Here is a 24096-nt window from a genome sequence, read left to right on the forward strand (position 1 = left end):
AAGAAGGCTGAAGAAGCCCAATAATAAGTAATAATAAACTATTTCATAAAATTCAAAACAGCTTCTAAGATCTGAAAGAAATGAAAAAACGAATATTATTGTATGCTCCCAGCCTCTTGGTAGGTGCCGGCTTATCTGCGTGTAGTGATTCTCCCGCAAAAGAAAAACCTGTAAATGTGATTTATATCCTGGCCGACGACCTGGGGTATGGAGATATAAGTTGTTACGGACAACAGAAGATTCATACGCCCTATCTGGAGCAAATGGCAAATGAAGGGATGTTGTTTACACAACATTATGCCGGATGTACTGTCAGTGCCCCTTCGCGTTGTGCCTTGATGACCGGCCTGCATACCGGCCATTCACAGATACGGGGAAACAAAGAGATCAAACCCGAAGGACAGCATCCGATGGAATCGGGCACCTATACTTTGGGACGATTGATGCAATCGGCCGGATATACGACCGGTCTTTTTGGCAAATGGGGGTTGGGGTATCCCGGATCGGAATCGGAGCCTTTGCGCATGGGTTTTGACACCTTCTATGGGTACAACTGCCAGCGGGAGGCGCATAGCTATTATCCGGATCATTTATGGCATAACGACCAGCGGGTTGACTTTCCGGAGAATGATCATTTCGGCAGGAAGACCTATTCGCAGGATATAATTCATCAACAGGCCAAAGAATTTATCCGTGCAAACAAAGAAAAGCCTTTTTTTGCCATGTTAACTTATACCCTGCCGCACGCCGAGTTGAACCTGCCGCATGACTCCATCTACCAGCAGTATGCCGAGGCATTTGACGAAGTGCCATTCAACAGTGAGATAGGCAGAGGATATTATCCTTCGGAAAAACCCTATGCTTCTTTTGCTGCCATGGTCTCCCGTTTGGATATGTATGTAGGAGAGATTATGGATGAATTGAAAACCTTAGGTATGGATAAAAACACCCTTGTCATTTTTACCAGCGACAATGGGCCGCACCGGGAAGGAGGAGCGAATCCGGACTATTTCCGGAGTTATGGCCCTTTGAAAGGGGTTAAGCGCGATCTGTATGAAGGAGGTATACGTGTGCCTATGATCGCCTGGTGTCCGGGCCAAATCCCTGCCGATGTGAAGACAGATCATATCAGTGCCTTCTGGGATGTGATGCCTACTTTGGCAGAACTTACCGGTACCCGCTTGCCGGAGCCAACGGATGGCCTCTCTTTTCTTCCCACCCTCCTTGCGCGGGAAGGACAAGCACAACATACATATCTATACTGGGAATTTCATGAGATGAACGGTCGCCAAGCACTCCGCAGTGGCAACTGGAAATTGATTCGCCAACCGATAGTGGGAAAAACAATCTTTGAACTCTACGACTTAAGTACCGATATACATGAAGATCATAATCTGGCAGAGGAACAGCCGGAACGGGTAAAGCAATTAGCCGCCCTTATGGATGGAGCACGTACGGAATCCACCTTGTTTCATTTCGGACGAAAGAGCAATCACATACCGGCTGCTTCAGACAGATAATAAAGAAAGAAGCGGTCTAATATACCGCAGATTACAGAAAAATCATTTACTTTGCAACTTCAAAAAGATTGTAATTTTAAATAGGGCATTTGTATGGCACAAGAAGATGTATTTAAAAAACTGGTTTCGCACTGCAAAGAGTATGGATTCGTCTTTCCATCGTCAGAGATCTACGATGGATTAGGAGCAGTATACGATTACGGCCAGTATGGGGTTGAGTTGAAGAACAACATCAAGAAATATTGGTGGGACAGTATGACTTTACTACACGAAAATGTGGTAGGGCTCGATTCTGCCATCTTTATGCATCCGACCATATGGAAGGCTTCCGGTCACGTAGATGCTTTCAATGACCCTTTGATAGACAACAAAGATTCCAAGAAACGCTATCGTGCCGATGTACTGATTGAAGATCATCTGGCCAAGATAGAAGAAAAGATAAATAAAGAAGTGGAAAAGGCGGCCAAACGCTTTGGAGACTCTTTTGACGAAGCCCAATTTCGCGCCACGAATGGTCGTGTATTGGAATACCAGGCCAAGTGGCAGGAGATACATACCCGTTTTGCGCAGGCATTAAACGACTCGAACCTGGAAGAGCTGCGCCAGATTATTGTTGATTGTGAGATCGTTTGTCCCATATCCGGTTCACGCAACTGGACAGAGGTGCGTCAGTTCAATCTGATGTTCTCCACCGAGATGGGATCCACTGCCGAGGGAGCAACGAAAATTTACTTACGCCCGGAAACGGCACAGGGTATATTTGTCAACTTCCTGAACGTGCAAAAGACCGGTCGCATGAAAATACCTTTCGGCATCGCACAGATAGGCAAAGCCTTCCGCAACGAGATTGTTGCCCGCCAGTTTATCTTCCGCATGCGTGAGTTTGAACAAATGGAGATGCAGTTCTTTGTGCGTCCGGGAGAAGAGATGGGCTGGTTCAACAAATGGAAAGAGACCCGTCTGAAATGGCATAAGTCTATGGGATTGGGCGAAAAGAAATATCGTTACCACGATCACGAGAAACTGGCGCATTATGCCAATGCGGCTACGGACATTGAATTCGAAATGCCTTTTGGCTTCAAAGAAGTAGAAGGAATCCACAGCCGTACGGATTTCGACCTGAGCCAACACGAAAAGTTCTCCGGCAAGAAATTACAATACTTCGATCCGGAACTGAATAAGAGTTATACTCCTTATGTGATCGAGACCTCTATCGGTGTAGACCGGTGTTTCCTCAGCGTACTGGCTGGCTCGTATTGCGAAGAGACATTGGAAAATGGAGAGACACGTGTTGTCTTGCGGTTGCCGGCAGCCCTGGCTCCGATCAAACTGGCGGTATTGCCGTTGGTCAAGAAAGACGGACTGCCTGAAAAAGCAGAAGAGATCATCGAGATGCTTCGTTTTGATTTCCGCTGCCAATACGATGAAAAAGATTCGATCGGCAAACGCTACCGTCGCCAGGATGCTATCGGAACCCCTTATTGCATCACAGTCGATCATGAGACATTGAAAGACAACTGCGTTACGATTCGTTTCCGCGACACGATGAAACAGGAACGGGTAGCCATCGATAGCTTGAATGAAATAATTACCGAAAAGGTAAGTATGAAGAATCTGTTGAAAAAAATAATGGAATGAACATGATAAAAAAGAGTTGGTTTATAGTTCTCATGGCTGTTTGTGCCATGATGATGACATCCTGTAGTGATGATGATGAGAATGAGGTGGATCAGGTATGGAAAGAAAGAAACAGGGTTCTTTTCTTTGACATTTCGGCCAATTCGGCGTATAAAGAATTAAAATCAGAAGGCAACAATGGTTCTATTTTTTATAAAGTGATAAAAGAAGGAACAGGCACCCAACCTATCTATTACAACTCTACGGTAAAAGTATATTATACAGGTAGCCGGCTTTCGACAAATGCCGAAAGTGAAGAAGAATTCTATGATTTTAATGTCGTAGAATATCCGGACAGTGACCCGATGGTTACTACTCCTTCCAGTTTGGTTCAGGGATTTGCCACGGCTTTGCAACACATGGTCGTGGGAGACCGTTGGGAAGTCTGGATGCCGTACCAATTAGGATATGGCACGACCGGTCAGCAAAGCAACAGTGGCGTAGTCATTATCCCCCCCTATTCTACCCTCAAATTTGAGTTGGAAGTTGTAGAAATCGTCCAGCAGTAATTAGAAAGGAAATACGTTCGTTCCATTGAACGTCGATTATACGATTCAAATACGAAAAAGGCTGTCCCCAAGTGGACAGCCTTTTTCGTATGGGGGATCAAGACCTATGCCCTGCCTCAATGGAATCGCGGCTTCACATACTTATCCGACGAAGACGTAAAAGACAGGCGCAGGGGGAAGAGATAAGCTCCCAGCTTCTGAGCCAATGACTTCTCCGGCTTCTGCGGTTCATACTTCTTTATCAGGGAGTAGTCATCTGCTGCCAAAGCATAAAACTCATCTTGCTCCGCCCCCGTTATGCGGACAGTCCAATCGAACATATTGCCAAAAATCGTGATCGCATCGGCCTCCGGATTATAAGCACGGATAGAGACTTTCTGCACATCGTATGTCTTTGTCTCCAATACATAAAACTGATGATTGACATCCACCAGAAAACCCAAGGATCTCTTATTGCGGAATTCGGTAAGGAACAAATGTTTGATTTGCAGTCCCTCGGGTAAATCAATTGCCCGTACATAAGGACGGTCTTTTGTCCGTTTCAGATGAAAAAGACGGGCGTTGGCATCCAACACCAGATACCCTTCGTCATATTCCTTGCGGGTAGTCGGGTTGCCGGCAATTGCCGTAGAAGGGAATGTAAATCCTTTTTTCAGCAAAGCCTCTGTAAACTGACGGCTTTTCTCTTCTTTGACCGTATTGTTCGCCATCTCTATAAATTCGATCCCTTGCTTGGTGATGCGAAACACATCATCGGGCATTGCCAGATCAACCCGCCCCGACATCGATTCCAACAGGGGATACAGAGGGATATAGGGATGATTCACATCCGAAGGGGTGATACGGAAATTGAAATTCTCCTGTTGCAGGGCACGTACCGTCAATGGCACACCCTGTAAGGTATCAGGGAACCGCTCGTCGGTCATCAACTGCCTGTAATAAAAGGTAGGCAATAGACTGTCTACTTCACGCTGGGTATACTCATTACCGGATAAATCGCGGCGTTTTATTCCTGTTCCATCCTCATTGCCTGTCAATATAAAGTCGCCCAATACGGAACTATACAGGACAAAAGGAGCCTTTGTCGGCTTAGAGGTAAGGAAGTTATAACACCAGGGCAATTGCCATACCAACAAAAGTACCAGGGTGGTGTAAAATAATATCTTGCTAAAACGTAACATCATTGCTTTTTTCTGAATTAATCTTGTTTTCCTATTTTAAACCGCAGAACAGATAACCACGAGAGCGAAGTGGCCATGACTGTATACATAAATAACCAGGGTATAAATGAATTATAAGCTTCCGGCGTAGAAGACATATAAAATATCTTCAAGACAAATACACTGATTGCCAGATTAATCACCCGTCGCTTCCAGGCTGGCTCCAGGCAAACCCAGCTCACCAGTAAATAACCCGTTAATCCGGCCAGATACCAGGGCAAGGCAGTCATCAAAATATGTTTTGTCATTTCCGGTGCAAGTACCTGTTGCAGGTATATTCCCATCAACAGAAAGTTAGAGACAAAACAAAACACCAATAAAGCAAGGCCGCTCAACAACATGGTCATCACCATGCGCAAGGCCGGATAAGGAAGATGCAAGGTCAGTTTCAGACATTTATGATGCATCTCCGGAACAAATTGCACAATAGCCATCAGGATACCCACCAACAAAGGGATATACTGTAACAAATCGATGAAGATCACATCGCGGCTTAACATCACTTCCCAAAGATGGGCTGGCCCCTGAAAGACAATGACCCGGTTCATTCGCAACAGGCAATAACCGGCAAATCCCAAAGTCAATAACAGAGCCAACACAAAATACCATCTTGTCTTAATCCATTCTTTATAAAATATAGCTTTCCACATGCTGTTTTCGTTTAATATTTACCGGTAAGACCTATAAAGGCATCTTCCAGGTTTAGTTTATCTGCTTTCAAGTCATTGAAAGGAACTTGTTTTTCTTTCAATTTCGCCTCCATATCCTCTGCCGGTAGAAAAGAGAATACTTCGAGTTTGTTCTTCCTGACAGACGGATGATAAAGGCCTTCTTCCGGCTGTAACTCAAAACCTTCCGGCACAGTAGCCGTATAACAACGTATGGTATCCAATAATTGACGCACCGGCTGTTGAATGAGTATAGACCCATAATCCATCATGATACAATCGTCGATCAGTCGTTCCATATCCTGTATAATATGGGAAGTCAGGAAGACCGTTTTGTTTTCCGACAAAGCATATTCCCGCAGATAATCCACAAACAAGCGCCGGTAACCCGGGTCGAGTCCCAGAGAGAAATCATCCAATACCAACAGCTCCGGATCTTGTGCCAGAATAAGTCCCAAAGCCACCTGGGAACGCTGCCCACAAGACATGCGGGAGATCCGTTGTCCCGGTGCGACTTTCAACTTATTCATCAATTCGTAATACGCCTCTTTCTTCCAACGCGGATAAAAGGAAGCATAGAACTTCTCAATCTGTTCGATATTCATAAACTGGTACTGTACGTGTCCTTCAATCAACAGGCCTATATTTTGCCGCAGGACAGGATCCATCTTTTGTATCTCCTGTCCGAAAATAAGACACTTTCCCGAACGGGGCTTCAGGTAGCCACTCAAGATATTGATAGTCGTGGTCTTACCTGTTCCGTTTTTACCTAACAACCCTAATATACGGCCACGAGGCACACTGAAACTCAGATTTTCATAAATCATTCGTTTGCCGTAATAGTGTGTTAAGTCAATACACTCTATAATATTTTCCATTTATATCTTATGTAATAAAATTCATTCTTTATACGCATGATGTCATGAGGTGACAGCGTTTTTAGAAAAAGAACAAAAAAGCCAAAGGCACGAGTATGCCGGCAATAAGTTCAATGCCCCCTCGTCCCCCAAGTCCTTTATTGCCTTTTACCAGGATCAATCCGGTAAGAGTAATCAGGATGAGAGCGATGGCAAATACATCGGCAAAATGCGTCCACCATTTCCCTGGGTTATAATGGAGCTTGGTCACGGCGCTCAGGAAGTGCCGGCGTTTGACCGATTCATATACGGCATGGCCGTTTGAGGTATCAACAACCAGGTTAGAGCCACCTTTGAGAAAAACCTTCAAGGTCGTCGGTTGGGGGAAATAATGCTTCGTATAATTTTCTTTTTCTCCTAAAGGTTCGAGCAGAGAAAGAACATGGGCTTTATCCATCTTCTCTTTCCCCTGTCCTTGTTCGGCAATCACATACTCTTTGCGTTCTACCGTAAAGTTGGGATTGATCGTATCCCGGTGATTCATAACAATCCCGGAGATAGAATAAATAAGGATCATGCCGGAAAAAAAGAAAGAGAGGTCGCGATGAATAATCCGACCCCACTTACGTATAGAGTTACTCTTGAATTTCATAAGAAGTCGCCTCTACATAGTAGAATGACAAATAGTCTTTACCTGTTGCTTCTTTACGTTTTTCTATTTTCGCACGGAAATCAGCGATACGGCTTTGTGGCGTGTTGGCCGTCTCTCCACGGGCTTTCTTTTCCGTATCACATCCGGCTTCGCCGTCTCCATGATCTTCTGCCGTTTCTGCTTTCAATTGAGATTCCCAATTTTGCAGATAGGCTTCATCGATACGTTGTTCTTTCAATTCGCCCGTTACTTTCACTATACTATTGACACATTGGGCATCAAACTTACCCACTTTGCCTCCTTCGATACGGATCGTTTGTGTATCATCACTTCCCATCAGGAAAATCTTACGTCCGCCATGTTTACAGATATGGGTACACACACCTTCTACGGTAATTTCTTTGTCTACCTTATCGTCTGCCGTAGCCAACAGATCATCTACTTCCAGGGCAGCAGATTGAACGGCAGCCGTTGTTGTTTCTTCTGTACTTTTTTTATTTGTGTTGCCACAAGATGTTCCTATCATTAATACACTCAGTAAAACAAGGACACATACTACATTTTTCTTTTTCATGTTTTTATTTTTAATTGAATATTAATAGATAAATCCGATAGATACCCTCCAAGAATTTGTTTTCCCACTATGTGCATATTCTTCGTGTAACCATCCGGAAGAGAGAGACAAGGCTTTGTTATTTCTTAAGAAATAATCCGCCCTGAGAGAGAGATTCAGATGCCAATGATCATCTGTCAGATAGGCAAAATCGTGCAATAAAGCCTGCGCCAATGACTTTTCTTTATCCAGGTTTGTCAACCGGGAATCTCCTGTTTCGTTCGCACTATAAGCCGTTTGGGCAGCTACGGTCCACAGGGTACATCCCTTTTTCAACAAAATCCGGCCATCTATTCCACCTGTAAAAGTAGCTATTTTCATCATACGGCCTGCACTTTTATAGGTAGATTCCGTATTCCGGTAGTCTGTGTAAGGCATAAGGCTCCAGCCGATTCTGTTTGCCCTGACCGGCTCTGCCATGGCTGCCGACAGAGTGATATGGTACAATTGGTTTGTATACGTAACAGAAGAATTAAGCAAAGGATAAACCTTGCCATTCGGTTCGCCAAATATATTTTCAGCACCTTCCTGCTTTTCCCATCCGCCATTGAACTTTACCGCATATTCCCTGGAAACAATCTTCTTTATCCAGGTGGCTTCCAATGCTGCCTTCTTCTTTTTCATCTCCACAAGTGGAAGATATGACAAAGAAGATAGTTGTTTTTTGAACTGAAAATGATCCACCAATAAAGAAACAGAAAAGCCAGCGGCCGTTTCAGGTAATAGCTCTACACTCCCTCCCATGCCCCAACCGGCATAGCGGGTATCAAAATAAGTACCGGCAAAACGAATATAGTCCACCCCGAGCCCCAATAAATGATAAACTGAGGTAGCCCCTTTGTCGGCATAGAATGTAATCTCACTGTTTTGCCCATATTTACGTACATGCATTGCCACACCCAAGCGGTAGTTGTCGGTCATACGCCGCGCTGCCCCCAAAGAGAAGTGCAGATCCGACACTATATTGCGGGGCCGGGGATCCTTTTGACGGTATGAGAGAGAAGCACGGTAACGCATTCTCCCCCCCAATGTCCATGCCCCCAGCTCGCGGGCATATCCACCCATGAAGTAATAGGCTTCTTTTTTCAGATCTCCTCCGATAGAGTCTCCCGTAAAATAAGGATAGAGCAGTTCGAAGTCGTCGTTCTCGTTCCAATAGATATTTTTCTCTATGCCGTTGCGGTAGCCCGCTTCTCCAAACACCCGGTCCTTATCCGAGAGCAGAAGAAATGATTCCGCATGCAGGTTCGCATACAGGCTTCCATTGCCTTTTTGCGTCAATGCCGCCTGATTCCTCTCTTCTTTCTGGCCTTGCAGAGAGAGGGAAGAAAGGCCAAAATCACGGTAATAATAATGGATCGCCGGATTCTTCCATAGCTGCACACGCATCCCATCGGACGGCATAAAGGTTTGCTCTACCTTGCGTCCAATAGTAAGTGTATCTGTTGCCGCTACCGGCAACAGAAGAGGTATAAAAAGCAGTATGAAAAGAATGCGTTTCATCTATCTTATTTTGTAGCCTGGGAAGGGCGTTGACCGACATTAAAGTCGGCTGTCGAATTATTTGTATCCTGATAGAATACACGGTCTGCATCCTGGTAAGTCACCTTACGCTGTACAGCTTTACCTACATTCTCTGCAATGGTTGTATTTTCACCATAATAAGTGAATCCCATATCCAAGGAAGCATGTACCAAACCCCACACGAAGTTATTCTTAGCCCCTAGGTTGACCGCATCAATGATCCAATCATTCGGGAATTTATATTCCGTCTGCACACTGCTTTCTTTCCCATTGGCCATGATATAGGTATACGTATAGGTATAATCTTTCACATAGGTATCCGCACTTACCCCCAGACGCCCGATAGCATATGCTTTACTACCCATCTTATGAAGTACCCAGATCGTTTTTGTATAGTTATACAACATTTCCATATTCGGAACCGCCGGATTATCTACATCGGTAGTCGAGGTAGAGGAAGAAGAGGTATACCATTCGAAATCGGCTTTGGACAAATCGAACGAGTTATTGTTGGATTCCGTATGGTTGATGGCATTATCACAGATAATGATAGACTGCCCCGGAGCTACCGGATAGTCTTTTCCACTTCCCGGCACTATGGCTACCACCTGTACGGTCATGGCCTCGTCCATGATATTGGGTGTATAATCATATTTCGTTACTGTGAGGAACTTCGATTCCAATAAGACCAGTCCGTCTGCATAAAGCGTATCGGCGGCGTTGTTATGGATTTTGAAATACTGATCTCCGTTGTATTGTTTATTTGTCTCGTTAATATAACTTCCTACACCATAGATCTCGGCAATGACGAAGTCCGCTTTTTCGTAACCGACAATATATACTTCCACCGCAAGATGACAAGTACCTCCGATCACTTCCACATTTTGTTTGACGCCTTGCACTTTCACCTCTTCACCGGCGGTCGAAGTGCCATTGACATAGGTTCCCTCCCCTAAGAAGGTCACATTATAAAGTCCATCCGCCAGATTCAATATCAGACTGTTTGCATTATAAGCCAAAGAAGTCTCCACTCCCGTACTCACATTTGTAAACAAAAAGTCACCCGAGGTAACTGTTAATCCCTGCACAGAAGAAGGGGGAACTACGGATACAGACACATCCGTTGTTAAATCATCATCACTATTACAGGCCGTAAAGCCCAATACACAAGCTGCCATAAAGGCTAAAAACATTTTTGTTCGTTTCATTTGTTTTATTTTGTTACTATTAAAATCGAATATTCATCTCCATGCCAAAATAGGGGGAACGTGCCTCCCTATGTACCGTTTGTCCTCTTCTTTCATAATCGGGATAAAGTGTTAACAGCCGGTTTACATAGAGTGCCAACTCTATATATTTACCGATCTCTTTATTTGCTTTAAAGTGGATATCCATAAGAAAAGGGATTTTTTCTTGCGTAAAATAGTCCGCCGAATACTTCTGCACCAGATGTTGCAAATACATATCCTCTTTATCGGCCTCAGTAAAAACATGTGGAATCCCGTCTTTTCCTAAATAATACTCCGGAGTGCCATTGTTCCATAATGGTTTCGTACTGGTAAACCAGGTACATTGCGCATCCGCAGAAAAGGTCAAACCAAGAAACGGCAGATAGGTATCGACCTTACACTTCGTCTGAAAGGCTTGCTTTTCAGCTCCATCCTCCCATGTATATAATCCGATATATTGCAGCTGTTTGTTATTGATAAGAACAGATGATTGCCTGTAAAAAGGCATACTGTTCCTGGTCGTTGTTTTAAACCAGGCACCGTCAACAGTCACCCGGGTTTTCAACAAATCGATACGTTTCGAAGCATACTGGAACTCTATCCCCTGTTTATGTATAAAAGAACCATTTCCCCATTGATTTTTACGAGCATTGACCAATACTTCCTCCGTATAGTTCAACTCCTCCAGGGAAGGAGGTGCCGTAATGGAAGTATGATCGATCGTACTCGTATCATACTCTTTATAAGGCAATAAGGTATAATAAGACTTCTCCCGGAACGCATTATCCATTTGTTCGTCAAAGTAAGTCAGTGAAAACTTATTCCCTTTATAGTCCACTCCCAACCGCACTTCCCATTTCCGGTTACGGGCCGGCTCCAATGCATAATTCGTAAGATCCCATGTATAGGTCATCAGATGAATCCGCCGGTATTCGGGGTTTGTATGGTAATAGTTCAGTTGTACGATATCTTCATAAAAAGGATCCGGATAAAGCTGGGAGACAGTAGGTGTTTTGGTATGCCAGCCGATACCTGTTGACAGATCGAAATGCCAGTCTTTGATTGCCGGCAGTTCCCACAACAGGCGCAGGCGTGGATCTATATACACCTTTCCTTGCATCGCAAAGCGGCTGTCAAGGCCGAGTAAAGACTCTCCCCGGATCCCCACATTCCCTTTCACCAGATGTTGGCCCAATGGTAACAATAGTGCATCCTCCAAATAAAAGCCCAGTTCTTTCTTTCCGGGAATAGCTTTATACGCACGCGGGCGGTAGTTCGATGTATAAGACAGAGGGCGATTCACATCGTACACCATCCCCTCTCCCCGGTTCTTGGTATAGGTCAACTCTGTCCCTGCAATCACCACATGTCCGATCGTCCAGGTCTCAAAGCCCAACTTACCGGATAGTTTAAGATGGGTATGCAAAGGTTTGCCATCCACCTTCATGCGGGCGATGTATTGATACGGCAGGTAAGTGCCATCACTTTCTCCTGTTTCCGTTGTATTGGGAATAGCTGTCGGGCGATCCAGATAGATTGCCTTTGTCTGTTCGATGCGATCGAAAGACTGATTCATACTGCCATGCAGTTTCAGAGAGTGCATGATATGTTTTTGCGGGAAGAGAAGCTCCAGGTTTCCTCCTGCCAATATATTGTCATAAGAAGAGCTATATTTATCTTCCCGCATCATAATCTCGGGATCCTCTTTTCGATCATCCAAAGAGCCTGTGTAACTGACGTTCATACCCCAGTTGAGAAGGTATTCCTTCCGCATTTTATTTGTCTTATGGAAACGGGCGGAGGCAGTGATACGTTTATAGTTTTCCAACGCATTGCGGGGATCTATTTTGGAATCCAGGTAACTGAGATCCACGTTCAATACAGCCTTTTCCGACAGTCCTATGCCTTTGCCTATGGCAAAAAGCTTCCCTACCTGATCCGCTTTAAAACGTCCTTCCCAGGGTGTTTGTTTATTCTTTAGTTTGATATCCACCAATCCATCGGTAAGTCCCCCATATTCCACGGAAGGAATACCGCGGATAATAGTCACGCTCTCAATGTTGTCGGTGGACAAGGTACGCATATCCAATCCTTTCGAAACAAACTCTTTCTCGTTATTCACTCCGGGAACGGCTTGCAGGTTACCGTCGGTATTTATCATATTGCCGTCAATCCGGAAAGAAACGCCCAAGGAGGCTATCACCTCACTGGTTGAAGAGGCATTACGCATATGAATCAGGTTAGGGGAACCCATAATCGGATCCTTTGCCTTTCCTCCGGGCAAGAGTTCGAGCAGATCGGTAAAACTTGTCGGCTGCAAATGTTTCATCGCCGTACGATCGATCGTAGAGGCTGTCGTCATCCCTTTCGATTCGGAAGCTGTCACAACAACTTCATTCAACGCCGTAGCAGAAGATGATAATGGAAAATGCAGAAGGGTATTCTTATATAGTGAAAGGGATTGCTCCCACCTATCATATCCCAAATAAGAAATGACAAGCGTATAATTACCTATCGGTAGATTGTGAAGTTTAAATTGTCCGTTAGTATCGGTGATTGCTCCGTATATCACCTTGTTTTCAGAGCTTAGCTGAATAGCGGCATAACTAAGCGTTTCTTTTGTCTGAGTATCTAATACCGTACCCTGAAGAACTATTGTTTTATCCTCTTTTTGTTCCTGTCCCAACAATTGAAAACAGGGTGATATAAGCAATAAAAGTACAAAGAAACAGTTGCCAAACATCCCTTAATTATTTGACTACAAAGGTAGTAACAAGCAAAACATGCTCAAATACCCACAAATAGGTAAAAGGGAAGAAACAAAGGCTCGCCATAGCGCACCCTCTATTGACTTTAACGCCGCATGCATACCCATTAATAGGTATGCATGCGGAATAAGAAGCTCAATGATTCACTTCCTATTGGGAGGAGAATACAACCGGCTTTAGTCTTCTATCGCCAGATGGTTCTTCAACGGGTTGGTATACATTTCCAGTATCTTTGTACGCAAATAATCCTCGTCTTTATTTGGAATAACGATCTTATCCAACTGTCCCTGCAGATACTCTTTGAAGAGTTTTTTATCTTTCAGGCCGTACATGCCACTGAAACGTTTTGTTCCCGTCAGCATATCATAAGCTACATAATTACAAGGATAGAAACGGTAATGTTTATAAATCTCCTTATCAATGATACCGGCTATGGCAGCATAGAGATCAACCTTTTCCATCTCCGGATCCAGTTTTTCCAATAGGGGGTTGATCGGATTGGCAATGGTAAAATGAACCCGTCCTTTGTTATATAAGATACCGGTCTCCATATTCAATAGATCGTCTCTCTCACTTTTCACAAAATCAGGATCATCCCGTTTCAGCTGAAACTCCTGTGCTTTCAGAAAATCGCAGGGGTCAAACTCATACGAGATAGAGACAGGTACAATATTCAGATTCATCAGATTACTCAGGATATCTTTCTGATCTCCTCCCATATTCAGCATTTTGAGTATGCTGCTCTGCGTACGGTCGTCCGAATCTTTAGCCCGTCCTTCCCGCTGAGCGATCCAGATAGATTCTTTCGTTTCTTTAATCGTATGGTGAATATATTCAGAGAGATGCATACTGGCTTCCAGTTGTTGGCGACCGGAAACACCTCTTTTCACAATAAAGCTGTTATTCAGGCGGACAACGGTGTCGATCCAAGGCCATACCAAGAGGTTGTCCCCGATAGCCACTTGCGTCAAGCCATAACCAACGTCATAGAGCATGACATTCAGGAAAGAGGCATCCAGTACGATGTCGCGGTGGTTAGAAATAAAAGTACAGGCAGGGCTTCCCTTCGGCAAACGGCTTCTGCCGGAAATGGAAAGAGAAAAGGTCGTTTTCTTTGCCACCGTCATGACCGCATCATACCCTAAAATGGTTTTAAACTCTTCTTTGGTCTTACAGGTTCGCATAAGTGCTGCAAACGCCTCCCGATCCAAGTCCGGTTTAATGTAACGCAACGCCCGTATGAAATCATCATTCGCCAACAGTTCTTCAATCGCGTCCTTTACTTCGTCGTTGTTGACAGGACGGATATCATCGAATTTGTGGAGATCTATTTCTTTATTCATAACTTATTCTAATTGACAATTGACAGTCGATAACCGGCAATACATCGGGATAAACCTACGTGCATTGCCAATTGTAAACGATCAATTATGTAAATTCATTCTCTATTATATCAGTTAAAACATCCTTCATTTCCAAACCCGCAGCATGTACCTGTTGCGGAATAAAGCTAGTCACAGTCATACCGGGAGTAGTATTCACCTCCAGTAACATCGGTTCCTCTTTCTCCGGAATAATATAATCTACGCGGATCAATCCTTTTGCCCCCAGTATATCATATATCTTTGCCGTTTGATGTTGTATTTTCTCCGTCAGTGCAGCGGATATGCGAGCCGGTGTAATCTCATCGACCTCTCCGTTATACTTGGCATCAAAATCAAAAAACTCATTTTCTGTGACTACCTCTGTCAGAGGGAATACCACTTCTTTTCCTTTTACTTTATAACAGCCACACGTCACTTCCGTACCTTTGATAAAACGCTCCAAAATCACCTCATTCCCTTCGGAGAAGGCTTTCTCTATCGCTGGTTGAATCGCTTCCGCTGTTTTGACCTTTGTCACGCCGAAACTGCTTCCACCGTCATTCGGTTTCACAAAGACCGGCAAGCCTAAACGGTTTACCACCTCTTCGTCCGTCACCGTCTGTCCTTTCAATAAGCGGATTGAGTCGGCTACGGGAACAGCAAAACTACGCAGGTAATGGTTGCATACAAACTTATTAAAGGTAAGTGCACTCACCAATACTCCACAGGAGGAATAAGGTATATGCAACATCTCGAAATAGCCTTGCAGCAATCCGTTTTCTCCGGGGGTACCATGTATGGTTATATAAGCAAAATCAAACTGTACATTTACCCCGTTTGCCGTGAAGCTGAAAGTGTTCTTGTCGATCGGCGCACAGCCCCCGTCAGGAAGGTTTACCACCCAGCCCTCCTTTTTCACGAGGGCAATATAGACATTATATTTTTCTTTATCAAGAAACGAATAAATTCCTTCCGCACTTTTGAGGGAAACGACAATTTCGGAAGAGTCTCCCCCGGCTACAATAGCAATAGTCCTTTTCATTCTTCTATCTCTTTACTATTCACATAGGAACGCCATTTTTCAATCAATGCTGTCATATCCGATGGTATTTCGGAATCAAAATACATCTCTTCCCCGGTGGACGGATGGATAAAACCAAGCGTCTTGGCATGCAAGGCCTGCCGGGGACAGACATGAAAACAGTTCTGTACGAACTGTTTGTATTTGGTAAACGTCGTTCCTTTCAATATATCATGCCCACCATAACGTTCGTCATTGAAGAGGGTATGTCCGATATATTTCATATGCACCCGGATCTGATGGGTTCTACCCGTCTCCAGACGGCATTCTACCAGGGAGACATAACCCAAGCGTTCCAATACAGAATAATGGGTAACAGCCGTTTTCCCCTGATCACCTTCCGGGAAAACGGTCATTTGCATCCGATCACGGGGATCACGTCCGATATTTCCTTCGATACGCCCCTCCTCTTCCCGGACAATTCCCCATACCAGGGCATTGTATTTTCGTTTGGTTGTTTTATGAAAGAATTGCAATCCCAAATGCGCCTTGGCTTCCGGTTTCTTCGCGATCACAAGCAATCCGGAGGTGTCTTTATCTATGCGATGTACCAGGCCTACGCGTGGGTCTGCCGGGTCGTAATACGGATCGTCTTTCAGATACCAGGCCAATGCATTCACCAGCGTTCCCGTGTAATTGCCATGCCCGGGATGAACCACCAACCCGGCCGGTTTATTGACAACCATCAGATCGGCATCTTCATAGACTATATGTAAAGGAATATCTTCAGGAATAATTTCCAGTTCCCGACGGGGACGATCCAGAACGAGAGTCACCACATCCAGTGGTTTCACCCGGTAATTGCTTTTGACCGGTTTATCATTCACCCGGATACATCCGGCATCGGCTGCCAATTGAATGCGGTTACGGGTAGCCCCCATCATACGATCCACCAGGAATTTATCCACACGCAACAGGGTTTGCCCTTTATCGGCTACAAACCGGAAATGCTCATAAAGGCCGGTAGATTCCGTCTCCTCTCCCTCACCGGGCAGCATCAGGTCATCTTCCTGCTCTTCTTCTATATCTTCGAAAAATGGCCTCATGCGTTAAAACCAGCGTTCTACTTCACTATCCAATGTTTCTACAGGTGGAGTGTCCACCGACAAAGAATCCGACATTTCTGCCTCTCCACTGCTGACAACCAAGACAAGCGGGGCTGTCAAAAGAATCATTTCGCCAGGTACCAACACCCGCTCGTTTAACTCCACAGCCAAAGCCAGGTCTTTATAATCTCCCGGCACGTATTTGGTCTCTATCGTATGAAATCCAAGCGAATGAAGCAAGGCATAGGCCTGACGGAAAGAGAGATCTTCCACCTCAGGGATAACTGCCATCTGCGAAGTGGTGGCGTTGATCGTCACAAAGATAATCCGCCCTTCCTTCACCTTGGCTCCCACTGCCGGCACGAGTTCTACTATCGATCCGGGAGCTACTTCTTTGGAAAAGACAGAGTCGATCACATTGTAACGCAAGCCACTGTTTTCAAAGAAGACAACAGCCTCGTCCATCGAAAGACCTTTTACATCCGGAACAACGACTGCTTTATTATGATGTGTATAATGATCCAGCCATTTCATTACGCCATAGATCACAGCGCATGAGACAACCACCACCAATAATAAATGTATTACAAATGGGTTCTTTAATACTTTCATCAAAAAATCTTTCATTTTTATCCTTGCATTTGTAGGCGAGTCAAAAGTAGGAAAAAAGCCTCAAAAACAAAGAAAGTAAAGGCTTTTTAGTAAAAACCTTTACTTTCTTTATAAAATCTTACAAATCGAACCGATTATCCTACGTATTCGTCAGATACAGTTAATTTTGCTCTTCCTTTTGCACGACGAGAAGCCAATACTCTACGGCCATTAGCTGTTGCCATTCTTGAACGGAAACCGTGCTTGTTCTTTCTTTTCCGGTTCGAAGGTTGAAATGTTCTTTTCATTTTCTATATGATTTATTATTCTTTTTCTTATCTAATCGGGCTGCAAAGATAAATCCTTTTTTTTAATAAACAAAATTGTTCTATGGATTTTGCGGGTATAAAACCGTCAAAAAAGACAGGAGTATACCTATATATAATAGAGAATGTACCGGATCATAGCTGTTTTTTCACTGATTGCCTCCCGAGAAGAAGTACAAAAAAAGTCAAAACGATGGACAATTCTGTTGCCGATGCGCATCGGCAATAATGACGAAGCGCATCAGCAATATTGACGAACGTGATCAGCAATATTGTCGATGCCCATCGGCAACAGAATATTCCACACTTTTTATCCTAAATTATTTAATACATCTACTTTGCCCTCATTGACCAATCGGTAGATCATTTCCCCAAACAAAGTGTTCACCCAAGCAAACCAAGAACGGGTAAAGTCACCCTCCACAACAGAAAAATATATTTAACTTTTTATAAGATGTTCGGATTATTGCCATCGATTTATAAATAAAGAAATAAACAAAGAATTCAATGAAATTCTGTATTTGCATAAAATGTATCGAGAAATTCTTGTAATTTCACCCCGTATTATTCATTTACGCACCACAAAAAGAGCGACAGGAAGCCCACAGAAGGCTGATATAGGCAAAAAAATCCCTATTTCAGAAAAAAACAGGGCTCAATAATTAATTGTGAAACTTATAGTGAATATACAGAACTGACCCAAAGAAGAAAACATCTACTTTTACATCGTTAATATTTTTACCGTTTAGAATGCCCGTTCTGCCATTTATCATGGTGACAGAACGGGCAAATTTTTTTCATTCAGCTCTTGATCGCCATAAAAAGAGGGCTCACCCCCAAAAGAAAAAGCCCGCAACTTACGCATTTCAAATACGCACTTGCAGGCTTTTTATTTAATGGATAGGATTAAAGTCCGAAGACCTTCTTTATCGCTTCTACATAATCCAGTTTTTCCCAGGTAAACAATTCCACCTCACAAAGAATAGGTTCCGGATTGTAACGGGAAGTAAAAACCTTTGTCACCTTCTGCGGCTGACGACCCATATGCCCATAGGCAGCCGTTTCCAGATAAATCGGATTGCGCAATTTCAACCTCTCCTCTATCGCTTTGGGACGCATATCAAAAAGCTCCCATATGCGATCGGCTATTTCACTGTCGCTCATCTTTACATTCGCACGACCATAGGTATTCACAAATATATTCATTGGTTTGGCTACGCCTATGGCATAAGAGACCTGCACAAGCATCTCATCTGCCACCCCTGCAGCAACCATGTTCTTGGCAATATGACGTGCCGCATAGGCAGCCGAGCGGTCTACCTTCGAAGGGTCCTTTCCGGAGAAAGCACCACCCCCGTGTGCCCCTTTTCCGCCATAGGTGTCTACAATAATTTTACGGCCTGTCAAACCTGTATCTCCATGCGGTCCGCCAATTACAAACTTACCGGTCGGGTTCACATGATAGATTATATCTTCATTGAAAAGTGCCTGCACATGTGCCGGATATTGTGTGATGACGCGGGGAATCAATAGGCTCTTCACATCTGCCGCAATCCGTTGCTGCATCGCATTATCCGCCTCTTCCTGACTAATACCCTCTGCCTTTACAAATTCATCATGTTGTGTGGAAACAACAATCGTATCAATGCGCAAAGGTGTCCCGTTCTCATCGTATTCAATGGTTACCTGACTTTTGGCATCCGGCCGCAGGTAAGGCATCAACTCCGGTTCGTTCTTACGAATCATAGCCAATTCCTGCAACAAACTATGCGACAGATCCAATGCCAAGGGCATATAATTCGCAGTCTCTGCCGTAGCATACCCAAACATCATGCCCTGGTCACCCGCTCCCTGATTCATCGGATCGGCCCGCTCTACTCCCCGGTTTATATCCCCGCTTTGCTCATGAATAGCCGAAAGCACACCGCACGACTTCGCTTCAAATTGATACTCACTCTTCGTATAGCCTATCCGTTCAATGACCGAACGTGTTACATCCTGTACATCTACATAGGCACTCGATTTAACTTCTCCTGCTAATACAACCTGCCCGGTTGTTACCAGCGTTTCGCATGCAACCTTTGAATTCTTGTCATATGCCAAAAACTCATCAAGTAAAGCGTCCGATATCTGATCGGCTACTTTATCGGGGTGTCCCTCGGACACCGATTCGGAGGTAAATAAATAACTCATTTCCTTATTTAATTAAGTAATAATCGTTTGTAATGAACTGACCTGGAGGAAATGTATGCCGAACGGCAAAGAAAAGTGATTCTTTTAGCATTTTTTCCTGTGGTTGCAAGCATACAAATCTATCCACACCAATTCGCTGACAAAAGTACAAATTCTTTTCATACGACCGTCTGTTTTTCCCAATTCCCTCGCAAATAAAAAAAAGACCGATTGGGATGTTTCATCTCCAAACGGTCTTTTCATGCTTTCCAATAAAGTAGTCTCCCGACTCCTCTTTGCAAAGACTTGTTAACCTTAGATCTAAAATACTATGAAAAAAACTCGTTACAAATATAGAATAAAATCTATAAATCTTTATAACTTTTGTAATAAATAATATTTTCTCACCTACAATTCCCCGTATTTTGACTTGAATCAATCCTCATTCAGCCAGTCCGTAAGCAAGCGGAATACGGTTCATGATCTCAAATAATTGTTCCACCGTTTCTGCCCGCAACATGGCTACGCGCGTTTGTTTAAAGTCTGTCAATCCCTTAAACAACGGGCTCGCAGCCAGGTGACGGCGTATATGCAAAATGCCTCTGCGTTCGTCCAAACGCTCTACACTCTGAAATACTTGTTGTTTCAATATATTCAAATACCACATAAAAGGTTCTGGCGGCAACAGCTCCTGTGTCGAAAGAAAATGTTTTACTTCCCGGAAAATCCAGGGACGACCAATGCTTCCCCGTCCTATCATTACACCGTCGACACCATACCGATCAAAAGCTTCCTTGCATTTTTCAGCAGAGGTCAAATCGCCATTACCAATGATCGGGATATGCATCCGGGCATTGTTTTTCACTTCTCCTATCAAGGTCCAGTCGGCTTCCCCGGTATACATCTGCGCGCGCGTACGTCCATGAATCGACAAAGCGGCAATCCCACAATCTTGTAATTGTTCTGCCAGATCAACAATGATACGATGATCCGCATCCCATCCCAAACGTGTTTTTACGGTAACAGGAATCCGGACCGCATTTACAACAGCCTTTGTAATCTCAAGCATTAAGGGGATATTTCGCAGCATTCCTGCCCCGGCTCCTTTGCCGGCTACTTTTTTGACGGGACAGCCGAAATTAATATCCAGGACATCCGGTTTGGCTGCCTCACAAATACGCGCTGCCTCTACCATGGCGTCAACCTCTTTTCCATATATCTGGATGGCCACCGGCCGTTCTTCTTCGGAGACAATCAGTTTTTGCGCTGTTTTATTTACATGACGGATCAGTGCGTCACTGGATACAAATTCGGTATACACCATATCCGCACCAAAATGTTTGCACATCAGCCGAAAAGAGATATCCGTCACATCTTCCATCGGCGCCAGCAAAACGGGTCTATGCCCTAAATCTATCGAACCTATTTTCATTCTACGCTTCTCTTGACTTGCAAAAGTACATTTATTTATCCTTAAGAAGGTAATAATAATGATCAATCACAGAAAGCAGTTTTTCCGGATGAATCGGCTTGGCGATATAATCAGTGAATCCATTTTCTTTTACCCGTTGCTCATCATCACCATAAGCATAGGCCGTAACGGCTATAATGGGTATTTCTTTATTCTCTTTCCGAATTTCCGCGACTGCCAGAAAGCCATCCATTACCGGCATCTTCAGATCCATCAGGATAATATCCGGCTCATGATCAAAGAACATATCTATGGCCTCTTCCCCATTCCAGGCATGAAAGAGCTCAAAGTCTTTAAGCATGGATTGGAAAAGGATGTAATTACTGTCATTATCTTCTGCTATTAATAACTTCGGTTTCTTTCGTTGGGGATCGTAAGATTCTTTGCGGGAGAGAGAAGAAACACTTACAGCCGTATCGATATAATCCGTATCGGAACGTAAGATAGTATCCGGCAGTTTAAACCAGAACGTAGAGCCTTCTCCCAAGGTTGAATCGACTCCGATCTCCCCTTCCATCTTTTTTACAATCATCTCACAGATGGAGAGTCCGAGCCCTGTTCCTTGCACAAAGGTGTTCAATTTGACAAAACGATTAAACACACTTTCTCTGCCTTCGGGACTCATACCACAACCGGTATCACTTACATAGAAATACAATTGATTCTCTATATGACGGTATCCGAACGTGATACTCCCCTCTTCTGTAAACTTAATCGCGTTATTGATAAAGTTCGTAAAAACCTGTGACAACCTGTTTTTATCCGTATGGATGACACAATGAGGAAGCCGGTCGGTGAAGGCCAACCTAACCCCTGTCCGTACTTTGATACGGGAGGTTTGTTCTATATCGGATAAGACCCTGTTGAGGTTTACATCGGAATAGGTAAAATCCAATGTGCCGGCTTCTATTTTCGCCAGGTCCAGAATGTCATTGATCAATTGTAACAATAAATCATTGTTTGTATTGATTATATTGGTGTATTCTTGTTTTTCTTCATCGGTTTCCGTCACAGCCAATAAGCCGGAGAAACCGACAATGGCATTCAGCGGAGTGCGTATCTCGTGGCTCATATTTGCCAGGAAAGCAGATTTCAGTCGGTCCGATTCTTCTGCCTTTTCTTTGGCTTCTTTCATTTCGAGCTCGGCCTGTTTCTGACTGGTTACATCTTCCTTTTTACAGATAACACCCATCACATTTCCTTTGGAGTCTAATAAAGGTTTGGCCAATACATGGATGTAATTCCCGTCCTGGTTACAGTCTTTGGTGGTCTCAACAATCTTTTTCGTTTCCATAGCAGCAATAATAGCGCATTGGTCGCAATAGGGTTTTACCACATTGGGCTTGAGGAAACAATTAGAGGGACCGTATTGCGGTTTACAGGGATAGTCTATGCCGTTTTCCCATTTGACAGAATAATCCGGATTAATAAACTTGATAGATGCCTGCATATTGTTCATGATCAACGCATTGTCTTCCTGCAGGTCCAACAAACTGTCTTTTAGTTTTTTCGTACGCAGGAAGAAAATAAGGATCATGATAAGGAAGGCTACCAATATAGATATTACGGCTAATAATATCTCGTATTTGTATTTAGAGATAAGACTTTCCTCCTCGTTGATTAAAGTGTATTCACGTGGGAGTTGGCCTTTGTCGAGATTAAACTCTTTCAACTTCCGGGCATCGAAGGTGTATACATTATCAATGACTTTCACCGGGAAATCGCTAGGAACTGCTCCCTCTTTCAACAAAGCAATTGCCTGATGAGCCAGTTCTTTCCCCATATGCATATTGTCGTAACCAGGAATATAACCTCCTATTGCCCAATGTCCTAAACCGACAGAAGTGAGGGTGAATGCAGGAATAGACGGATTGGCCGTCATCATCGTATACGTTGCATTGCCGACAAAATAACCGTCGTTGACATCAACCCTCCACGTACCGATAAGTATAACCGTTTGAGGAGGCAAATCTTTGATTTGTTTTACAATCGTATAAATACTGTTCTTGCGTCCATCCAGGAGAATGAGGTTGGTTCCCTTCATTTGCTCCATCTCCTTTTTCACAAAGGATTGAAGGGATACTCCGCCATAAGTATTATCTGTAATCAAGGCAATATTTTCCGTAGCGGGATAGAATCGATGTACCATCTCTATCGTTGCCTTTATATCGTATGAATAGAGAAAGCCGGAAATAGAGTTCTCGTTGGCTAAATAATTTTCTATATCCACATAGGTCGGATCCCATTCTTGCAATACCTCGGAACTATCCGGCAACAAAACAGCATGGCGGCTTATCATACCACATAAGACAGGTACGTCTTTATGAGGCATATCATCCTGAGAGATAAAAGCAGACCAGGCTTCCTGTCCAAGGATAATGATCAGGCGGGGTTCCTGTTTGCCGGAGTATTTATTTAAGAGTTTCCGCATCCGCTCCTTCCAACGGGGAGCTTCCGGCAAACTTTTGCAGTTCATATTCTCAATAACCATGGTTGAGGTGCCGCCTAAGAGCTTATATTCTTCCATGAACTCAGAAATATTGGCCGTCGTATTTTTGGTATCCGGATTATACGAACTTATAAGGAGTATAGGGTGAACCGCTTCCGCCCGGGAGAGGACGGAAAGCCCCAATACACAGAAGAGAACGATGATGAATCGTAAAGATATACTTCGATTTATTGACTTGACACACATATGTATTGTATAAAGTGGGTTCAATAGCCGTATAACACATTCTTATACACAAATGTAAAACTTTTTATCGGTTTGAAATAATATTGATATCAAAAACCAACGAAACAAGTAAA

Annotated in this window: 20 protein-coding genes; 3 read left to right on the forward strand and 17 right to left on the reverse strand. The window is 43.8% G+C overall.

All coding sequences use genetic code 11. The features are described from left to right. The first annotated feature begins 80 nt into the window (after window positions 1–80). From D0T51_RS10480 to D0T51_RS10490, 3 genes are all read left to right on the forward strand, one after another. Complete coding sequence (locus D0T51_RS10480; RefSeq protein ID WP_163729056.1) at window positions 81–1520, forward strand: arylsulfatase; 1440 nt, start codon at window positions 81–83, stop codon at window positions 1518–1520. A gap of 93 nt (window positions 1521–1613) precedes the next feature. Beyond that, window positions 1614–3158, forward strand: coding sequence for a glycine--tRNA ligase (locus D0T51_RS10485; protein ID WP_163729059.1), 1545 nt, complete (start codon window positions 1614–1616; stop codon window positions 3156–3158). Continuing rightward, window positions 3155–3706 (forward strand): FKBP-type peptidyl-prolyl cis-trans isomerase, encoded by a 552-nt coding sequence (locus tag D0T51_RS10490; protein WP_163729062.1) that lies wholly within the window; start codon window positions 3155–3157, stop codon window positions 3704–3706. Before D0T51_RS10485 ends, D0T51_RS10490 begins: the two co-directional genes overlap by 4 nt. A 116-nt stretch (window positions 3707–3822) precedes the next feature. Here D0T51_RS10490 and D0T51_RS10495 read toward each other — a convergent pair whose 3' ends face one another. The 17 genes from D0T51_RS10495 to D0T51_RS10575 form a co-directional block, all read right to left on the reverse strand. Continuing rightward, window positions 3823–4887 (reverse strand): DUF4857 domain-containing protein, encoded by a 1065-nt coding sequence (locus tag D0T51_RS10495; protein WP_163729204.1) that lies wholly within the window; start codon window positions 4885–4887, stop codon window positions 3823–3825. Window positions 4888–4904: 17 nt separating this feature from the next. Further along, entirely contained in the window at window positions 4905–5576 is a 672-nt protein-coding gene (locus D0T51_RS10500) for a hypothetical protein (protein ID WP_163729064.1), read from the reverse strand. Between the two features lie 11 nt (window positions 5577–5587). Continuing rightward, entirely contained in the window at window positions 5588–6472 is an 885-nt protein-coding gene (locus D0T51_RS10505) for an ABC transporter ATP-binding protein (RefSeq protein WP_163729066.1), read from the reverse strand. A gap of 61 nt (window positions 6473–6533) precedes the next feature. Next, window positions 6534–7103, reverse strand: a complete 570-nt coding sequence (locus D0T51_RS10510; protein ID WP_163729069.1) for a PepSY-associated TM helix domain-containing protein — start codon at window positions 7101–7103, stop codon at window positions 6534–6536. Continuing rightward, entirely contained in the window at window positions 7087–7677 is a 591-nt protein-coding gene (locus tag D0T51_RS10515; RefSeq protein ID WP_163729072.1) for a hypothetical protein, read from the reverse strand. Before D0T51_RS10515 ends, D0T51_RS10510 begins: the two co-directional genes overlap by 17 nt. Window positions 7678–7698: 21 nt before the next feature. Next, window positions 7699–9219 carry a DUF6850 family outer membrane beta-barrel protein gene (locus D0T51_RS10520; protein WP_163729075.1) on the reverse strand — a complete coding sequence of 507 codons (1521 nt, stop codon included), beginning with the start codon at window positions 9217–9219 and terminating at the stop codon, window positions 7699–7701. Between the two features lie 5 nt (window positions 9220–9224). Continuing rightward, the gene (locus D0T51_RS10525; RefSeq protein WP_163729077.1) at window positions 9225–10448 is read right to left on the reverse strand and encodes a DUF4876 domain-containing protein; all 1224 of its coding nucleotides are present in this window, start codon (window positions 10446–10448) and stop codon (window positions 9225–9227) included. Between the two features lie 19 nt (window positions 10449–10467). Beyond that, window positions 10468–13212, reverse strand: a complete 2745-nt coding sequence (locus tag D0T51_RS10530) for a carboxypeptidase-like regulatory domain-containing protein (RefSeq protein ID WP_163729080.1) — start codon at window positions 13210–13212, stop codon at window positions 10468–10470. A gap of 201 nt (window positions 13213–13413) precedes the next feature. Beyond that, window positions 13414–14580: a 1-acyl-sn-glycerol-3-phosphate acyltransferase gene (locus D0T51_RS10535; RefSeq protein ID WP_163729084.1), complete on the reverse strand. Its 1167-nt coding sequence runs from the start codon at window positions 14578–14580 to the stop codon at window positions 13414–13416. A gap of 85 nt (window positions 14581–14665) precedes the next feature. Then, window positions 14666–15643 (reverse strand): D-alanine--D-alanine ligase, encoded by a 978-nt coding sequence (locus D0T51_RS10540; RefSeq protein ID WP_163729087.1) that lies wholly within the window; start codon window positions 15641–15643, stop codon window positions 14666–14668. Next, window positions 15640–16728: an RluA family pseudouridine synthase gene (locus D0T51_RS10545; protein WP_163729090.1), complete on the reverse strand. Its 1089-nt coding sequence runs from the start codon at window positions 16726–16728 to the stop codon at window positions 15640–15642. Before D0T51_RS10545 ends, D0T51_RS10540 begins: the two co-directional genes overlap by 4 nt. A 3-nt stretch (window positions 16729–16731) precedes the next feature. After that, the gene (locus tag D0T51_RS10550) at window positions 16732–17355 is read right to left on the reverse strand and encodes a PASTA domain-containing protein (RefSeq protein WP_163729093.1); all 624 of its coding nucleotides are present in this window, start codon (window positions 17353–17355) and stop codon (window positions 16732–16734) included. Between the two features lie 119 nt (window positions 17356–17474). Beyond that, window positions 17475–17627 (reverse strand): 50S ribosomal protein L34, encoded by a 153-nt coding sequence (gene rpmH, locus D0T51_RS10555; protein WP_163729096.1) that lies wholly within the window; start codon window positions 17625–17627, stop codon window positions 17475–17477. Window positions 17628–17955: 328 nt separating this feature from the next. Further along, window positions 17956–18084: a glycoside hydrolase family 125 protein gene (locus tag D0T51_RS10560; RefSeq protein WP_280779038.1), complete on the reverse strand. Its 129-nt coding sequence runs from the start codon at window positions 18082–18084 to the stop codon at window positions 17956–17958. Between the two features lie 467 nt (window positions 18085–18551). Beyond that, window positions 18552–19838, reverse strand: a complete 1287-nt coding sequence (metK, locus tag D0T51_RS10565; RefSeq protein WP_163729099.1) for a methionine adenosyltransferase — start codon at window positions 19836–19838, stop codon at window positions 18552–18554. 421 nt (window positions 19839–20259) lie between these two features. Next, a complete protein-coding gene (dusB, locus tag D0T51_RS10570; RefSeq protein WP_163729101.1) occupies window positions 20260–21249 on the reverse strand; it encodes a tRNA dihydrouridine synthase DusB in 990 nt (329 codons plus the stop codon). Between the two features lie 31 nt (window positions 21250–21280). Further along, complete coding sequence (locus D0T51_RS10575) at window positions 21281–23983, reverse strand: ATP-binding protein (RefSeq protein ID WP_163729105.1); 2703 nt, start codon at window positions 23981–23983, stop codon at window positions 21281–21283. Window positions 23984–24096: the final 113 nt, after the last annotated feature.

Origin of the sequence: Parabacteroides sp. 52 (assembly GCF_010500925.1) — a bacterium.
Classification (GTDB): Bacteria; Bacteroidota; Bacteroidia; order Bacteroidales; family Tannerellaceae; genus QVMG01.

Coding starts and splice junctions, on each gene's coding strand:
- D0T51_RS10480 (WP_163729056.1), top strand. CDS start 81: ATGAAAAAACGAATATTATTGTATGCTCCCAGCCTCTTGGTAGGTGCC.
- D0T51_RS10485 (WP_163729059.1), top strand. CDS start 1,614: ATGGCACAAGAAGATGTATTTAAAAAACTGGTTTCGCACTGCAAAGAG.
- D0T51_RS10490 (WP_163729062.1), top strand. CDS start 3,155: ATGAACATGATAAAAAAGAGTTGGTTTATAGTTCTCATGGCTGTTTGT.
- D0T51_RS10495 (WP_163729204.1), bottom strand. CDS start 4,887: ATGTTACGTTTTAGCAAGATATTATTTTACACCACCCTGGTACTTTTG.
- D0T51_RS10500 (WP_163729064.1), bottom strand. CDS start 5,576: ATGTGGAAAGCTATATTTTATAAAGAATGGATTAAGACAAGATGGTAT.
- D0T51_RS10505 (WP_163729066.1), bottom strand. CDS start 6,472: ATGGAAAATATTATAGAGTGTATTGACTTAACACACTATTACGGCAAA.
- D0T51_RS10510 (WP_163729069.1), bottom strand. CDS start 7,103: ATGAAATTCAAGAGTAACTCTATACGTAAGTGGGGTCGGATTATTCAT.
- D0T51_RS10515 (WP_163729072.1), bottom strand. CDS start 7,677: ATGAAAAAGAAAAATGTAGTATGTGTCCTTGTTTTACTGAGTGTATTA.
- D0T51_RS10520 (WP_163729075.1), bottom strand. CDS start 9,219: ATGAAACGCATTCTTTTCATACTGCTTTTTATACCTCTTCTGTTGCCG.
- D0T51_RS10525 (WP_163729077.1), bottom strand. CDS start 10,448: ATGAAACGAACAAAAATGTTTTTAGCCTTTATGGCAGCTTGTGTATTG.
- D0T51_RS10530 (WP_163729080.1), bottom strand. CDS start 13,212: ATGTTTGGCAACTGTTTCTTTGTACTTTTATTGCTTATATCACCCTGT.
- D0T51_RS10535 (WP_163729084.1), bottom strand. CDS start 14,580: ATGAATAAAGAAATAGATCTCCACAAATTCGATGATATCCGTCCTGTC.
- D0T51_RS10540 (WP_163729087.1), bottom strand. CDS start 15,643: ATGAAAAGGACTATTGCTATTGTAGCCGGGGGAGACTCTTCCGAAATT.
- D0T51_RS10545 (WP_163729090.1), bottom strand. CDS start 16,728: ATGAGGCCATTTTTCGAAGATATAGAAGAAGAGCAGGAAGATGACCTG.
- D0T51_RS10550 (WP_163729093.1), bottom strand. CDS start 17,355: ATGAAAGATTTTTTGATGAAAGTATTAAAGAACCCATTTGTAATACAT.
- rpmH (WP_163729096.1), bottom strand. CDS start 17,627: ATGAAAAGAACATTTCAACCTTCGAACCGGAAAAGAAAGAACAAGCAC.
- metK (WP_163729099.1), bottom strand. CDS start 19,838: ATGAGTTATTTATTTACCTCCGAATCGGTGTCCGAGGGACACCCCGAT.
- dusB (WP_163729101.1), bottom strand. CDS start 21,249: ATGAAAATAGGTTCGATAGATTTAGGGCATAGACCCGTTTTGCTGGCG.
- D0T51_RS10575 (WP_163729105.1), bottom strand. CDS start 23,983: ATGTGTGTCAAGTCAATAAATCGAAGTATATCTTTACGATTCATCATC.